A 17,274-nucleotide genomic window follows, 5' to 3' on the forward strand; every position below is an offset into this window, starting at 1 on the left:
ACTATGCAAGCAATTCTCTCTTCCTGGTTTGTACAGGGAATGATTAAAGCCACCAGCGACATGTGGCTCAAAGGCTGGGACGAACGTAACGGCGGCAACGTCAGCCTGCGCCTGACGGCTGAAGATGTGACGCCTTATGAAAGCGATTTCTCTCCGCAGCCACGTCATGAAGCACTATCACAGCCGATGCCGGAACTGGCGGACTGCTGGTTCATCGTCACTGGCTCCGGCAAATTTTTCCGCAACGTTCAACTGGATCCAGCGGACTCACTGGTGGTGTTGCAGGTCGATAGTGATGGCAAAGGCTATCGTATTTTCTGGGGACTCACCAACGGCGGCCTGCCAACGTCTGAATTAGCTTCGCATTTCCAGTCACACATTGTGCGTATGGGCGTAACCCACGGGCGCGACCGCGTCATCATGCACTGCCACGCGACCAATCTGATTGCCCTGAGCTACGTGCTGGAGCTGAATACCGCGACGTTCACCCGTGAGCTGTGGGAAGGCAGCACGGAGTGTCTGGTCGTCTTCCCAGACGGCGTGGGGATTGTGCCATGGATGGTGCCGGGCACCGATTCCATTGGCGATGCCACTTCCGAGCAAATGAAGCGTCATTCGCTGGTATTGTGGCCCTTCCACGGCATCTTCGGCACCGGTCCGACGCTGGATGAAGCCTTTGGCCTGATCGATACCGCGGAAAAATCCGCCGAAGTCATGGTGAAAGTCAGATCGATGGGAGGTAAAAAGCAGACGATCTCGACCGAAGAACTGATCGCTCTGGGCAAACGTTTCGGCGTTACGCCACTGGAAGCCGCGCTGCGCGTGTAGCACGGGCTTTCATGCATAGCATGGTTTTATTACTTTCGGCCTAAAATTGCTTTCAGTCTCACACCGCCACGGCATCACCGCCGTGGTGTTCTGCCAACGACTACGGGGACTCATCCATGTTGCGTAAGGCTTTTGTGATGTCAGTTTTTCCTGACAGCCACGACGAGTATCAGCGCCGCCACAATCCTATCTGGCCAGAACTGGCAGAGGTGCTGAAAAACCACGGCGCACACCACTACAGTATTTTTCTGGATAAACAGCGCAATTTGCTGTTCGGATATGTGGAAGTCGAATCAGAAGCGCGCTGGGAAGCGATTGCGCAAACAGATGTCTGCCAGCGCTGGTGGAAACACATGGGCGACGTGATGCCCTCGAATCTCGACAACAGTCCGATCAGCGATGCACTCGACCCCGTGTTCTATCTGGACTGAGAGATTCTTTGAACTACGCATAATCGTGCAGCAGTAATAACATTGCCGCTGCATCATTATTGTTGAAGATATAAAAAGAAATAATTTGTCATTTAATTAATCAAAGTCGTTACATATAATCATTAGGTTTTTTAAATACATAAATATTTATTGATTATTGATGGCAATCACATTTTATTTCCCCTATTTGTGAATAGACCCACTTCAACGTTAAGAATAAAAACATCTATTAAGACAATGTCTAGCCACCTCTCTTTTTTACAAATAATATATTATATAGTAATCATTAATCAGGATTTAGTTTCAACAAATAGAACCTAAGCGCCATTAAACTCCATTTACTCTTTAAAGCCAATTTATCGAATTCCACATTATAAAGATCTTATTTTATTTGCCGTTATCACTATTACCTTCTCTATATAAACAATAAGAATAGCGATGAAATTTTCTCAACTCACAGTGCTTTCCAAGTTGTTACTCGGTTTTTCCGTCCTGATAGCGATGATGTTGCTATTAGGTGTGGTTTCACTACTCCAGCTTAGCGTTAATAACAGTCGAATTGATGAATTAAGCAGCAGCAGCCTGCCCGGCGTACGATATAGCTTGGAAATGCGTGGCTCCTTGTCTGAAACCCGCTTACAGCAAATACAGTATATTGACTCCAAAACCCCTGAGGAACGCGAAGGCCATCGCAAAGAGTTACTGCAAAACGCCGATACCTTCCTTGCCGCGTTGAAAAACTATCAAACCGTTGTTAACAGCGAAGATAAAAAAGCGCTGATTAAGGTGATTGGCGAAAATTTCTCTGGTTTCAATTCGGTCAATGCCACGTTGATTGATACCGTGAATCGCGGCGATCTGGCAGAAGCCAGTAAAATCAGCGGCGCAAGCTCTTCCAAGTATCGTAGCCAGTTGATGAAAGATCTGGCGAAACTGGTAGAAATGGAATTGGCGACGGCAAAAAATATCGTCGCCAGTGCCGATTCGACGTACCGGACATCACAGTACTATGTTTGGGGATTACTGCTACTCGCCCTGCTGGCAACCATCATGATCGCCACCGTCATCTCACGTAATATTTCACGTCAGCTCGGCGGCGATCCTCACTACGCACAAGAAATCATGACTGAGATTGCATCCGGCAACCTGACAACAGAAATCACACTGCGTCAGGGGGATAACAGCAGCCTGCTGGCGTCCATCAACCACATGAATCGGCAGTTGGTGAATACCGTACACACCATCATGAGTGGTAGCGAATCCATTTCTCTGGCATCCAGCGAAATTGCTCAGGGCAACAGCGATCTGTCGCAGCGTACCGAAGAGCAGGCGGCATCGCTGATTCAGGCCTCAGCCAATATGCAGCAACTGACGCACACCGTACGACAGAATGCGGATAACGCCAAAGAAGCCAGCCAGTTAGCCCAGCAAACTTCAGAAACGGCGTCTCAAGGTGGGCTTATCGTGGACGACATGCTCAAACGTATGCATGAGATCTCCGACAGTTCACAGAAGATCGTCGATATTATCGCCGTGATAGAAGGGATTGCCTTCCAGACCAATATCCTTGCCCTGAACGCAGCGGTAGAAGCAGCCAGAGCGGGTAGCGAAGGGAAAGGCTTTGCCGTCGTGGCCGGTGAAGTACGGACGCTGGCACAGAAGAGTGCTAACGCCGCCAAAGAGATCAAAACGCTGATCGAAGGCACTGTCGAGAAGATTACCGACGGCTCCGCGCGAGCAGACAAAGCCAGCCAGGCGATGTCTGAGATCGTGCAGTCGGTGAAAAAAGTGACGGATATCGTTGCGGAAATCTCTCAGGCCTCCAACGAGCAGCACATCGGCATCAAAGAGATCAGCGTCGCGGTAGAACAAATGGATCGGGTCACCCAGCAGAACGCCGCGCTGGTTGAAGAATCCGCTACAGCCGCACACGCCATGACAGAACAGGGAGAACAGCTGCGCGATGCCGTTCGTTTCTTCAAAGTGAATCAGGACCACTTGCTGAGAATTCATTAATTCTCACCTGCCCCGCTGGCTATCCGGCGGGGCAACCACGTCTTTTTAATCAATGCCTTTAGTACCTTTCCCCACAGAGCAATACGCCGCAGCAACGCCTTCTCGCTGGCAACAGCACACCCAGTTTGATTCATGAACAAACGTTGACGTCCGGTTTAGGCAAACAGGGTTATGGTTACACCACTAAACTAAGCACTCTATTTCTGTGTACTCTGTTTATACGTACTTTGTTTATACATACTTTGTTTTTACGTTCTTTGCTGCCACGTAGTCTGTTTCGTCAGCCGATGACTGTTTTTATTTTACATCTCGCCACATGGCGATAAGGAGACAACATGGACGAACACCCTAGATGGTACGGTAAACCGCATCCGTTAGAATAAGGACCGTCTTCTTCCTCGACTTCTCTGTTCTCTCCGTCTGCGCCGTTTACCTCCCTTAATACCTTCATTTTTTTCCGCTTTACGTCCCTTTGTCCGGGATGCGCGCCCGTGCGCGGCGGACAGGCAACATTAAGAGAGCAGCACCATGACCGATATGATCACGCAAACGGGGCATCGCCGCGCCCGTAAGACACCCACGGCCACCTTTGCGATTGCCCGTGAGGCACAAAATAGCCTCGATCAAACACTGGCTAACCTAAATACGCATCTGCACGGCTTAAGCAACGATGACGTCATTGAGCGTCAGCAAACCTATGGCGAAAACCGTGTCGCCCATGAAAAAGCGCCACACGCACTGGTGCAGTTAGCTGCTGCATTTAATAACCCATTTATTTACGTACTGATGGCGCTGGCCGCTATCAGCTTTTTCACCGATTACTGGCTGCCGCAGCGCAATAACGAAGAAACCTCGCTCACTGGCGTGATCATCATTCTGGTGATGGTTAGCCTGAGCGGCCTGCTGCGCTTCTGGCAGGAGTTTCGTACCAATAAAGCCGCAGAAGCGCTGAAATCCATGGTGCGGACAACGGCCACCGTACTGCGCCGACCTCACGCCAGCGCCACCGCCGTCATGCAGGAAATCCCACTTCAGCAACTGGTACCCGGCGATATCCTGACCCTCTCCGCAGGCGACATGGTGCCTGCGGATGTCCGGCTGGTAGAATCCCGCGACCTGTTCGTCAGCCAGGCAGTACTGACCGGTGAGTCGCTGCCAATCGAAAAATACGATGTATTTAGCAATATCAGCGCTAAAGGTTCTCAGCCCGCAGGCTGCGGTGGCGAAAGCGATCTGTTAGCGCTATCCAACATCTGCCTGATGGGCACCAATATTTCCAGTGGCACGGCGACAGCAATCGTCGTGGCAACCGGCAGCCACACCTATTTCGGTTCACTGGCAAAATCCATCGTCGGCACGCGTTCCCAAACCGCCTTCGATCGCGGTGTGAACAGCGTAAGCTGGTTGCTGATCCGCTTTATGATCGTGATGGTGCCTGTCGTGTTGCTGATTAACGGCTTCACCAAAGGTGACTGGATGGAGGCCAGCCTGTTTGCGCTGGCGGTCGCGGTCGGCCTGACACCGGAAATGCTGCCGATGATTGTCTCTTCCAATCTGGCGAAGGGCGCGATTGCCATGGCTCGGCGTAAAGTGGTGGTCAAACGGCTGAACGCGATTCAGAACTTTGGCGCGATGGACGTACTGTGCACCGACAAAACCGGCACGCTAACCCAGGATCGTATCATCCTTGAGCATCACCTGAATACGCAGGGCCAGGTCGATGAGAGTGTATTGCAACTCGCCTGGCTCAACAGCGCGCACCAGAGCGGCATGAAAAACCTGATGGATCAGGCCATCATGCAGTTTGGTCGCCATAATTCTGCCATCGCCGTGCTGGGTCGCTATCGCAAAATCGATGAGCTGCCGTTTGATTTTATTCGTCGTCGCCTCTCCATCATTGTTGCCGATGAACACAACCAGCAACGCCTGATTTGCAAAGGCGCGGTAGAAGAAATGCTCGCCGTCTCTACGCATGTCAATGAGAACGGACAGCGGTATGAGCTGGACGACGAACGCCGCGACACACTGAAAAAACTGGCAGAAAGCTACAACCAGCAAGGATTCCGCGTGCTGATGATTGGCACCCGCGAACTGAGTCCGGTGGGCAGTACGATGCCACTCAGCGCCGAGGATGAACGCGATCTGACCCTCTGCGGTCTGTTAACGTTCCTCGACCCACCGAAAGAAAGCGCTTCCGCCGCTATCCGTGCCCTGCATGAAAACGGCGTGACGGTGAAAGTCCTGACCGGTGACAACGCGATTATTACCAGCAAGATCTGCCGCGATGTCGGGCTGGAGCCGGGTGAGGTGCTAGAGGGGAACGAGATCGATGCACTCAGCGATGAACAGCTCGGCGTGCTGGTAGAACAGCGCACTATTTTTGCCCGGCTGACGCCGCTACAAAAATCCCGCGTACTGAAAGCATTGCAAGGTAATGACCACACGGTCGGCTTTCTGGGCGACGGCATCAACGATGCACCCGCCCTGCGCGACGCTGATATCGGGATTTCCGTCGATACCGGCACGGATATCGCCAAAGAGTCAGCCGATATCATTCTGCTGGAAAAAAACCTGATGGTGCTGGAAGAAGGCATCATCAAAGGCCGCGAGACGTTCGGTAATATCATCAAATACCTGAACATGACCGCCAGTTCCAATTTCGGTAACGTGTTTTCAGTGCTGGTCGCCAGTGCCTTTATTCCGTTCCTGCCAATGTTGGCGATCCACCTGCTGATTCAGAACCTGATGTACGATATCTCCCAACTGTCGCTTCCATGGGACAAAATGGATAAGGAATTCCTGCGCAAGCCTCGCAAATGGGATGCTAAAAATATTGGTCGCTTCATGCTGTGTATTGGGCCGACGTCATCGATTTTTGACATCACCACCTACGCACTGATGTGGTTCGTGTTTGCCGCCAACAGCGTTGAGCATCAGGCGCTGTTTCAGTCAGGCTGGTTTGTTGAAGGATTGCTGTCACAAACGCTGGTCGTGCACATGCTGCGTACCCAGAAGATTCCGTTTATTCAGAGTACGGCGGCACTGCCAGTCATGCTGATGACTGGACTGGTGATGGCGCTGGGAATCTATCTGCCCTTCTCTCCGCTGGGGCCGCTGGTCGGTTTACAACCGCTGCCGTGGGAATATTTCCCTTGGCTGGCCGCCACGTTGATTGGCTACTGCACCGTCGCACAACTGGTCAAGCGCGCCTACATCCGCCGCTTCGGCCAATGGTTCTAATCCCTTCTTTATGTATTCACGGCGGGTGTGCTGTCACCCCCCGAGTGGAATCACACAAATACCGATAAGAAAGCGCGCAATACATACGAAAGTCATCGTTTAATTCAGCAAACAATGACGGCAGGATAGGTGAGAATTTAATCTGTCACGACAATTTGATACTTCACATATGGACGATGGAAATCGGAAAAAGGAGTTACACGATGATACCTGCACAACTTAGGAAAGCCTTATTCATAGCGCTGACGTTGGCCTCAGTTGTAGCCTTCAATGCAATAAGCACCACAGCAAACTCAGCGTCAGCAGCAGACGTCGAGGCAACGGGTCTCATCGATAGCATTACGTTTGGTGATAACGCGTCTGAAAGCGGCCACGACCTCGATGCAGACAACAGCCAGACTATTGCGGGAGCACTGGGCGAGTCGTCACGTAAATTACTGCCGCTTCAGCAACCCGGTGTCGATGGTGGTAGCCTGACATTTACCATGCAGGTCGATCCACTGCGCCGTAATTACGTCTCTGTCAAACTGTGGGGGGAAGACGACGGGAACATTACTACTGGTCGCCTCTACCTTTATATGATCAAAGACGGCGTCGAGTATCAGATCGGTTACCGTCACGAAGGCGATTATTCGCCGCTCAGCGTCGCCCACTGGCACAAACCGCTGCCGGGGCGCTTTTTCTACTCAACCACGCTGTTACCCTATGCCATGACCAAAGGCAGTACGTCGGTCACATTGAAAATTGTCTCAACGGGGCGACTCTATCCGTTTGGCTCAGGAGGCCCAGAGTCTGCCAACCCTTATCAGTACGCAATGAGTGTACCAAACAGGGGTATTTATCGTGCCTACACGCATGTTGATCCCTTCCTCAACGTTGCGGGAGAAAAACAAGGCAGTGAGCCAGCTGTCACCACACGTCCTTCACCGGGTGATGAAATCCTCGGCACAAACGGTCGGTTTCGCACTGCGGTGAATAATCGAATCCAAACGCTTATCAACAAACCATCGACAACCGATGCGCTGTCTGGCGGAGATTTACGCTATCTGGCTCGCGCATGGTCCGTTCCCGAATTAGTCAGCTATCAAAACTCAGGTTTGATGGATAAGGTCGTTGCAACGCTCGATGCTTACGCCACGCAGTACTACGCCGATACCAACATTGCGACAAAGAACTGGGGCGGCAATTTTGGCTCTCAAGGCCAAGCTATCTATTACCTTCGGAATGCGTTGACGGCCTCACGACTTGATGAATCAGTAAACTATGGCAACGCGGGAGTTAAAACGCGTCGTGTGGCCTGGGCTGACATGCTGTTCGCCAGCCGTGAGTTTGGCCGTCAGAAAAATCGTCTGGTCTTGAGTAACCAATCACTCATCGCTAATACCAATATTTATTTCACCAACAAAGGGTTGCAGGTGTTGAGCGATTCACGCGCCTTCCCTGAAACCACGGCTCAGCGTTATATCAAAGAAGCCGTCGGCCTGCTGCCATGGACGGGGGATGATCGTAACGGGCCAGGAGAAGGTGGCTGGGCGCCGTTCGGCGATCGTTATTATCAGGTTACCGACAAAGGTCAGACACGCGAGTGGGGTTATCTCGGGGCTGGCTATGGTGAAGTACAGTCCTACCTCGCCGAATATTATCGCGTGACGGGTAACGAAGATTTTCGCAAACAGATGATAAAAATGGCCAATGCGCGTGCACCATTCCGTCGTCCCGCGGTCGAAATCAGTAATGGTGCCCACTACCGTGCAATGGAAGCGATTGGCCTGTTGGCCTGGCGTGGCGCGCACGAGAGCGATGGTAATTTCGCTGGCTACCTCGCTTATGTCGATGCGGTCAATACCAATGAACGCGCCAAAGCACTACGCGTCGCCGCTGCCAGTAAGGATGCCACACTGATTGGCTATGCCAAGCAGATGCTGGGCGACAATCAGTTCTTTTCCAACCTCGACGGTGCAGAGTCTGCATTTGAAGCACTGGATATCTTTGCCGATTACCAAACGATCAAAACCGCAAGCGACAGCGGCGCACGACTGCCGATGAGCGCAGGCCAGCCGGATTTTGCCTGGGCGGATGAAGAAAACGCTATCGTGGCGATCAAAAAGGGCAATGAGCGTCTGTGGCTGAGCACTTATTGGCAGGCCAAAGCGGGAACAGGTATCAACGGTCTGGCGCGTTTCCATTTCAGCACCCCGAGCTATGATCAGTACGGTGTACTGGAAACGACCCCCATTTTCCGTTCAACGACGAGCTATACCCGGCCTAATCGCATCGACATGCCGGAGAAAACACCGTATACGCCACCGAACCCACCGACTAATGCCTATGCGGGGGAACTGCTACCACTGGGTATTAAACCGGAGGATGCATCCAACGACGAACCTTTCCGGGGCAAGGCCGATTTCTATGCCGCACGTTTCGGCCACTATCTGATCGGTATCAACGCCAACACCAGCAATCGCTATGTGCTAAAAACGCCGGTAGGCTTTAAGAACGCGGAAGATCTGATATCACAGCGCACACTCTCAGGTAACATCACCGTCGATCCACGTTCTACCGCCGTGATCTACCTGAATGACACCCGTGACGCCAAACCCGTGCCCAACGCGCCATTGCATCTGGGAGCGCAAAATAGCAATGGTGTAAACGCGCTATTCTGGACGCCATCATCCGGTAGCGAACACTATAAAGTTATGCGCTCTACCAGTGAAAACGGGACTTACCAAGCTATCGCGACGGTAACAGAAAATAGCTATAGCGATCGTTCAGGCACATCATCTGGTCGTTACTACTATCGGATCGTTGCCACTAACGGTAATGGAGAAAGCTACCCTTCCATGGCCAGCCAACCCTAATAGACTCTCTTCAACATTCACGTGGCCCTGATGTTCTGGGGCCACGCTGCATTAACATCCGCCATCTGCTCATCTATTTTCCTTATTTATCTCCCCTATTTCGCAGCGCATTCTAAGCCCTTAATTCAAATACCTACATTTAGTTATTAAAAAGAAAGATAACGAGGTAGTACCATACCTCAATAGTGAAATCTTCTTGTTAAAGAAGTCCAACCAGAGTAGACGCACTGTTTTTATGGATGTTGCATCATCAATGCTAAATCATTGCTTCTATGTGCCGAAACTAAAATAAACCCTGTCTACTTTTGCAAACTGCACATGTCAGAAAAGGACGGATTGCAGGCTATGGAGCACATCTATGAAATCCCTTCACCACATATCGATCCGTAGTAAGTTCATTCTGGCCCTTCTCCCACCCATCCTTGCTCTGCTGTGGTTCAGTTTTTCTGGCGTGATGGAGCGACGTAGTACGGAAAATGAAATGATCCGCATGGCGAAACTGATTACGCTGGCGCGCGATGCGGGCGAGTTCGCCCATCAGCTCCAGCGTGAGCGCGGTTTGAGTGCGGGCTATTTTGGCAGTCAGGGGAAAAATTTTGGTGCAGAACTTACCACGCAGCGGCAAGCGACCGATCGGGCACAGCAGGTACTGGCGCAAACAGCCGCTAACCTGAGCCAGGATGAACTGGGGACAGCAGTGAGTGAAGAGCTTGGTAAAATCACGCAGAAAGTACAACAGATCGGCGAACATCGCCGTAATGTCGATAACATCTCGATCTCCGTCACGCAGGCTCTGGGCTACTATTCTGATTCCGTCAGCTATCTGCTGAATATTGTCGGAGATATGACCCACTTGGTCAGCGACGGCGGTATAGCCCAGCGTCTGGCAGCCTATTACAACCTGCTGAACGTCAAAGAACAGGCAGGGCTTGAACGCGCCGTGCTTTCTAACACCTTCTCTGCCAATAACTTTGCTGCGGGGATGTTCGAGCGTCTGAACCAGATGGTGGGTAAGGGAGATGCGTATATCACCGCCTATAACATGTTCGCTAATGCCGATTTGCGCCAGGCTTTTGAACGGGCACTCAACAATCCTGCTGCCCAGAGCGCGCTCCAAATGCGCAATAAGGCTATCGCCTCTCCCGGCGGTAATTTTGCCATTGATGCCAGCCAGTGGTTCAGTCAGCAAACGGTAAAAATCGATGAGCTGAAGAAAGTTGAGCAACTCGCCACCAGCGAGCTGACGACACAAGTTAACGCCTTAGCTTCCGATGCACGCCAATCCTGGATTAGCTATTTGGCCGGCGCATTGATTTCTCTCTTGACGGCGCTGGGCCTGGCTTCGATGATTATGCGGAGCATCAATGAGCAACTTCAGCAAACCTTGACGACCATTCGTGAGATGGGTGGCGATCTTACCCGTCGTCTGCGGGTGCCGGGAACTGACGAACTTTCACAGTTGAATCAGGCCTATAACGCCTCACTGGAAAACATCGCTGACATGGTGGTGAATATTAAGCGCAGTTCACAGACCATCGGGCGTGCCAGCAGCGAGATCGCCAACGGCAATCAGGATCTGGCGCAGCGTACCGAAGAGCAATCCGCTTCACTGGTGCAAACCGCCAGCAGCATGGAAGAGATTACCGTCACGGTAAAACAAACCGCAGACTTTGCCGGACAGGCACGCCAGTTGACGACGGAAGTGGACGATCAGGCTCACCGCGTCGGAACCATTACCGAATCCGCTAGCGACGCGATGGAAAGAATTCAGGATACCAGCCAGCGCGTGAATGCGGTGGTTGCCGCCATTGACGCCATTGCCTTTCAGACCAACCTGCTGGCGCTGAACGCCGCGGTTGAGGCTGCACGCGCCGGACAGCATGGTCGCGGGTTCTCTGTTGTCGCGGCGGAAGTTCGTCAGCTCTCGCAGCGTAGTGCTGACGAAGCGGGCAAAATCCGCGCGCTCATCTCCGACAGCATTGCCAGCGTCAGTGAAGGTACGAAACTGGTTAACCAATCTAATCAGGGGATTAACGACATCGTCACCGGGACACGTAAAGTGCGCGATCTGGTGAATGAGATTGCGGTCGCCGCCGATGAACAGTCGCTGGGCATCGCACAAATTAACGAAGCGCTCAGCCAGTTGGAAATGGTCACACAGCAGAATGCGACGCTGGTTTCACAGGCTTCTGTCGCCAGCCAATTACTGGATGAACAAGCGATTGAAATGGAATCGCTTGTTAGCCGCTTCAAGGTTGACGATAGCGCACCACAGCAACCTTTACTGCAAGCGCTGCGATCAAGATAGGGGAAGACGATACCATTCGATAAACGCTGACGGCATCGCCCCAATGGTCGGTTTGCTCTTTCAACATTGCGATGCTAACGCCCTCATTGAGGGCGTTAGCTATTTAGCTCTCGCTAAACAGCGCTGACGACGCTCATCGACCCGTTGGGCAAACCATGCTGTTGTGAGTTTACGGGTGATTTTCGGGCTTTCCAGCGTGATCCCCGGCAGAATAGCGCGCGGAGCCTTACTACCCGACTTATCCGCCAGCGCAAAGACACGTTCATACAGGCTGGTGTCTTCAAAATCGAGGCTATTGCCCTTCTCCAGCGCACGACGAATGGCGCTGTCGCCCATGTCCAACCGTTTCCCTAACGCACGCACCGCGAGTTCCGTGGCACTGGCTTTATCCGAACTGTAGTTGATTAAATCCCCGTCCAGCGCCAGCTTAACCCCCGTCAGACGGCTGACGGCACGCTGGAACGCCGCATTTCGGCTGGCATACCAGCCTGCGTTGAAATCGGCGAACCGATAAATGGACTGCGGATAATTCGCCGGATAGCCCAGCAGATGCTTGATGCCAAAATACATCCCGCCGCGACGGCTGAAGACTTCGCGGCGAAGAGAGCCGTCCACGGTATACGGATAGCCCTTTGCGTTAACTTCGGCAAAGGCGATGCTCACCTGCATCGGCCCGCCGGTATGTACTGGGTTCAGGCGACCAAACAGTTGCTGCCCCATCGGCACCATTTCAATGAAATCATCAAAGATCGCGCTAAGCTCTTTTTCCGTGCGTACCTTATCGAGTCGCTCGCTGTAGCTTTTGCCGTTAGGAGATTTGATGAGTAGCGCGGTGCGCACCAGAAAGGCTGGGACATGAACTTTCTCAGCACGGCGGTCAATCTCCTGCCAGGCGATTTTCGACAAATTCGGCACCTGTGGATCGGCGTTAAACGTCGACTCCTGCTCGGTCACTGCGAGTACCGAACACAGATTTTCATTACTGGGATCGAGCCCCTGCGCAGTAAATGCCATGGCAATATCGGTCGCCCAACCCTGACGATCTTTCACGTTGTCAGGCAACAGCTTGAGCAGTTGCGCACGAACATCCGCAGGCCGCGATTCCGGCGTCGTCGCCGTTTTGCTGGCACACCCCGCAAGCACCAGCAAAGCCAGCACACACAAGGGACGGAACAAGGGAGCATAAGAATGAGGCATAGTTTCTCGGCATCATGATAGGAACGCTGCCAGAACGTTAGCGCAGCTCACGCCAATTATCCAGCAGGGGCAAACGCATGCATTTTTCGAACTGACCTGGCATAGTTAACGCTATCACTAACCGAATGCGCTAACGAACGGACGAAACACGCATGGCTGCTACCAACCATTGGACGCGGGATCAGTTGCTGATCGCCTTCACCCTGTACAGTCAGATACCATTTAGCAAATTTGATAAGCAGAATAAAACAATCATTCACTACGCAAAGTTGATTGGCAGAACACCTTCTGCTTTAGCAATGAAACTGTCCAATATCGCCAGTCTCGACCCGTTCATTATTGACTCTGGCCGCACTGGCTTACGCGGAGCATCCAACGCTGACCGCGCACTGTGGCAGGAGATGGACAGCAATCCTGAGTTATTTGAACAGCAGTGCCAGCAGGCGATGGTATCGCTCGAAGCAGGAGCGGCGACAGCGACAGTTGCACCATCACCATTCCAAGCCAACGAGAGCGACATCCGTGATTATCACGGCGGCGAGCGCTTCGCACAGGTGAAAACACGCATTGGTCAGCAGCTATTTCGCAAACGCGTGCTCAGTAACTACGGCGAACGCTGCTGTGTGACCGGATTGGAAGAACCCACGCTGCTGGTCGCCAGCCACATTCGCCCCTGGAAAACGGCAGCAGAACACCGCCTCAACCCCAGCAACGGCCTCTGCCTGTCCAACCTGCACGACAAAGCCTTTGATATGGGGCTCATCAGCTTCAACGACTCACTGGAAATGCTACTTTCTACACGCATCAAAAAGCTGAAAAGCGCCATCAGCGACGTCAACTTCGCCCAATACGAAGGCAAGCAAATCTACCTGCCAGATGCCTACCCGCCCGATCTGTCACAGATGGCATACCATCGTGAGCATATTTTTTTGGGGCAGAGATAGAAAGCAACAAATCAGCCACCAAACAAAAACAGAGCGATGTACGGGCTTTTACGCGAGATAACGTGCGGGCGTTTATCTAACAATTCCCGCAAACGCGCCTGCTGTCGTGTATTCGGCAGGATGCCCGAACGGTTGAACCGCTGCGTCCAATACTTCACGCCAGCCTGCGTTAGCGCAACATTTTCTGCTTGCGCATTATCCAATAGGAAAACCAGCCAGTCCCATTTATTCAACTTTTGGGCTAAAAAGTAGTACACCTCAATGTGTTCTCTGGAAGAGGCCTCTTCCAGACAGCGCTGAAGTTCAGGCAGCGACAAATAGATTTTCTGCTGGTAAAACAACGTCCGCGCAACCTTCGCAATAGCAATCGAGGGATGACGCAGAGAAGCCAACAACCGTTCACGCGCGTCATCACCGGTATGCTGAATAAGAATACGTAAAGCGCTGTGATAAAGGCTGGGATAACGTTCATCCATGTTGCGTTCCGCCAGCGCTACAATGCCGTCGTAACGATGTTCATCCAGCCCCCACAGCGTAATTTTACGCTCTGTCACGGTTGTCGCCCGATCCAATGCCGTAAGATAATGAGCCACCGGATCGTTGTTTGTCTCACGCAGCAGCGTCGAAGCTCGTTGGCGCACCAGCGCATTTTTATCAAACAGTAGCGCTATCAACAGAGACTCAGTAGCAGGGAACGCATTGTCCATCACATACTGCAACGCTACCTGCTTGATGGGCGCAAAAGTATCTTTCAACAGAATCGCCATCACCTCATGATTGACATCCCGATCCGCGCTTAGCAGATACCGCGCCGCGTTCGCCCTCACTAACGGATCGCGATGTAACATCGCCCGATCAAAGATCAGCTTCAGTGGAAACAGCTCACGCTCAGCCAGAATATCCAGTGACAGTCTGGCGACGGTTTTGTCTTCCGCAGACAGCCCCGCCAGTAGCAACGGCGCGTGTTCCTCCTCGGCCAGAAAGCTGACGATCTCATCCACCAGCGGCTGGTGATTTTCCCTCTGACATTGCAGCAGCCAGAAAATCTCAGACAAATTGGCGACAAAATGCGCGGCATTATCCGACGTTAACAGCAGCCGCACGCTCTGTTTGGCCGCACGGCGTACTGGCTCAGCCCAATCGTTCACCCGTTCAATCAGTGCCGGTAATGCAGATACCTCGTCCATGAAGCCCAGACACAGCACCGCACGCTGCCGAATATGCCCGTTATAATGGCGCGTAAGCGCTATCAGACGTGACACTTCATCCAGCGAATCAGTATGCTCAGGCTGATAGCCGTTGTCTGACGAGGCCACCAACTTTTCCAACTGATATAGTAGTAATTCGTACGATGCCATATTCCTTGCCTCCCCTTTTTTCCCTTTATCTACAGACGCTTTACGCCATCACCGTCCGATACAGCAGTGCATCAAGCATCGTGTCGTCAGCAGCCTTACTGTCTGGCAATACTGCCGGACTATCGGCGTCGTTCAGCATCTGCGTGATAAACGCGTGGATAACTTCCCGACGCGGGCCGTATTCCGCCTCACCCGACCGCTGTTTTATCTCCAACAGTTGATGGATTTCAACCAACAGACGCGGATCGTCCACCGTTTCAGCGAGCAACTGAGAGAAACGCATCGGCGGCATACCTTTGCCTGCCTCTATCCAGCGCACTGCCAGCAGCGGGCGCAGGACGTAGAAATACTTTTTGAGGCGTACCGTTTCCTCTTGCAGATAACCGCGAAAGTTTTTACGCGCCATCGACAGATAGTGCCAGCGTGCCTTGGACGGTGAGAACCACGCAGGTACTGCCGCACGCAGTTCGGACGTGGCTTCCCGATCTTCCTGATAGACAACGGGTGAATCCAACCATTCGATCAGAGTCGGGTTGGCCCGTTTGAGCAGGCCAAGTGCTTTGCGCCATTCCCACCCGCAGACATCCAGTTCATCGTCTATAGGCAGCTCTATCACATCGCGCTGCGCTTCAACGCGCAAATACCACTCAGGCCGATGCACGTAGAGAAAGCGCACATCATAGTCGCTATCTGGGGAGGAAAATCCCCAGCCACGGCTACCCGACTCACAGGCATAAAGTACCTTCACCTGATAACGTTCTTCCACGTCCTGTAAGACTAATTTTATTCGCGTCCGCATAGTAGCATCGACGCGATAATCCTTTTCCATCATGACCTTATCCTTTTACACACACCACCTGACGCAGCGTATGCACGATTTCTACCAGCGATGACTGTGCTGCCATCACCTTATCGATATCTTTGTACGCCATCGGAATTTCATCGATAACGTCGCTGTCTTTTCTGCACTCAACGTGCGCGGTTGCGCGGATCTGATCTTCCACGGTAAAACGTTTTTTCGCCGCGGTACGGCTCATGGTTCTTCCCGCGCCGTGGCTACAGGAACAGAAACTGTCCTCGTTCCCCAATCCGCGCACAATGAAGCTCTTCGCCCCCATCGAACCCGGAATGATCCCCATCTGACCTTTCTGCGCCGACACCGCACCTTTACGGGTGATCAGCACCGATTCACCAAAGTGCGTTTCGCGCTGCACGTAGTTATGGTGGCAGTTCACACCTTCCTGCTGAGTAGTAAACGGCTTCGTCACAATACGGGACAGCGCCGCCAGCGTATGCGACATCATCACTTCACGGTTATGACGGGCAAAATCCTGCGCCCAATCGACGGCTTCCATGTAATCGTCAAAGTGCAGGCTTCCTTCCTCGAAATACGCCAGATTACGGTCCGGCAGATTCGCGATGTGCTGCTGCATATCTTCCTGCGCCAGCTTGATGAACAGCGATCCAATCGCGTTCCCCACGCCACGTGACCCGCTATGCAACATCACCCACACGCGATCCACGTCATCCAGACAGATTTCGATAAAGTGGTTACCCGTCCCTAACGTTCCCAGATGCTGATAGTTGTTAGTTTTCAGCAACTGCGGGTATTTATCCGTCAAACGCTTAAAACGTGGTTCCAGCAGTGACCAGTGCGCGTCCACCGTTTGTGGCGGATTCTGCCAGGAACCGACATCGCGTTTAGAACGCGTGACGCTACGTCCGTGCGGCACCGCCTGTTCAATCGCGCTACGTAGCCCCATCAGGTTATCTGGCAAGTCGCTGGCAACCAGTGACGTACGCACCGCGATCATCCCACAACCAATATCCACGCCCACCGCAGCGGGGATAATCGCGCCACGAGTAGGGATCACGCTACCAATCGTCGACCCTTTTCCCAGATGCACATCCGGCATCACCGCCAGATGTTTAAAAATAAACGGCATTTTGGCCGTATTCAGCAGTTGATCGCGGGCTTCCGGCTCCACAGGTACACCTTGTGTCCACATTTTTACCGGTGCGCTATTCACTGGCGACATCATGTCGTAATCCTGCATTTTCATCTCTTCCATTTTTTATTCTCTTTGTTTGTCA

General features: G+C 52.4%; 11 protein-coding genes. 7 read left to right on the top strand and 4 right to left on the bottom strand.

The genetic code is table 11. The annotated features are described in order from the left end of the window. The first annotated feature begins 3 nt into the window (after positions 1-3). The 6 genes from rhaD to DUT67_RS19745 all read left to right on the top strand — a co-directional run bounded on the left by rhaD (position 4) and on the right by DUT67_RS19745 (position 11,681). A complete protein-coding gene (gene rhaD / locus DUT67_RS19720) occupies positions 4-828 on the top strand; it encodes a rhamnulose-1-phosphate aldolase (protein ID WP_011092060.1) in 825 nt (274 codons plus the stop codon). 116 nt (positions 829-944) lie between these two features. Beyond that, positions 945-1,259 carry an L-rhamnose mutarotase gene (rhaM, locus tag DUT67_RS19725; protein WP_113626398.1) on the top strand — a complete coding sequence of 105 codons (315 nt, stop codon included), beginning with the start codon at positions 945-947 and terminating at the stop codon, positions 1,257-1,259. 438 nt (positions 1,260-1,697) lie between these two features. Beyond that, a complete protein-coding gene (locus DUT67_RS19730; RefSeq protein WP_039289753.1) occupies positions 1,698-3,275 on the top strand; it encodes a methyl-accepting chemotaxis protein in 1,578 nt (525 codons plus the stop codon). 528 nt (positions 3,276-3,803) lie between these two features. Further along, positions 3,804-6,515 carry a magnesium-translocating P-type ATPase gene (gene mgtA, locus DUT67_RS19735; RefSeq protein WP_113626399.1) on the top strand — a complete coding sequence of 904 codons (2,712 nt, stop codon included), beginning with the start codon at positions 3,804-3,806 and terminating at the stop codon, positions 6,513-6,515. A 203-nt stretch (positions 6,516-6,718) separates the two neighbouring features. Further along, on the top strand, positions 6,719-9,373 hold the full coding sequence (locus DUT67_RS19740) for a fibronectin type III domain-containing protein (protein ID WP_113626400.1): 2,655 nt from the start codon (positions 6,719-6,721) through the stop codon (positions 9,371-9,373). Between the two features lie 358 nt (positions 9,374-9,731). Next, a complete protein-coding gene (locus DUT67_RS19745; protein ID WP_113626401.1) occupies positions 9,732-11,681 on the top strand; it encodes a methyl-accepting chemotaxis protein in 1,950 nt (649 codons plus the stop codon). Positions 11,682-11,780: 99 nt separating this feature from the next. Here DUT67_RS19745 and DUT67_RS19750 read toward each other — a convergent pair whose 3' ends face one another. Then, on the bottom strand, positions 11,781-12,878 hold the full coding sequence (locus DUT67_RS19750) for a DUF1615 domain-containing protein (RefSeq protein WP_113626402.1): 1,098 nt from the start codon (positions 12,876-12,878) through the stop codon (positions 11,781-11,783). A 152-nt stretch (positions 12,879-13,030) separates the two neighbouring features. On the opposite strand from DUT67_RS19750, the gene DUT67_RS19755 reads away from it, so the two are divergent. Further along, the gene (locus DUT67_RS19755; RefSeq protein ID WP_113626403.1) at positions 13,031-13,822 is read left to right on the top strand and encodes an HNH endonuclease; all 792 of its coding nucleotides are present in this window, start codon (positions 13,031-13,033) and stop codon (positions 13,820-13,822) included. Between the two features lie 11 nt (positions 13,823-13,833). On the opposite strand, the gene DUT67_RS19760 is transcribed toward DUT67_RS19755, so the two are convergent. From DUT67_RS19760 to DUT67_RS19770, 3 genes are read right to left on the bottom strand one after another with little or no spacing between them, the layout of a single operon-like run. Further along, positions 13,834-15,180, bottom strand: coding sequence for a HEAT repeat domain-containing protein (locus DUT67_RS19760; protein WP_113626404.1), 1,347 nt, complete (start codon positions 15,178-15,180; stop codon positions 13,834-13,836). Between the two features lie 40 nt (positions 15,181-15,220). Continuing rightward, positions 15,221-16,012 carry a nucleotidyltransferase domain-containing protein gene (locus DUT67_RS19765; RefSeq protein ID WP_113626405.1) on the bottom strand — a complete coding sequence of 264 codons (792 nt, stop codon included), beginning with the start codon at positions 16,010-16,012 and terminating at the stop codon, positions 15,221-15,223. A 4-nt stretch (positions 16,013-16,016) separates the two neighbouring features. Beyond that, entirely contained in the window at positions 16,017-17,243 is a 1,227-nt protein-coding gene (locus tag DUT67_RS19770; RefSeq protein ID WP_113626533.1) for an RtcB family protein, read from the bottom strand. Positions 17,244-17,274: the final 31 nt, after the last annotated feature.

Origin of the sequence: Pectobacterium peruviense (assembly GCF_003312355.2) — a bacterium.
Lineage (GTDB): Bacteria > Pseudomonadota > Gammaproteobacteria > Enterobacterales > Enterobacteriaceae > Pectobacterium > Pectobacterium peruviense.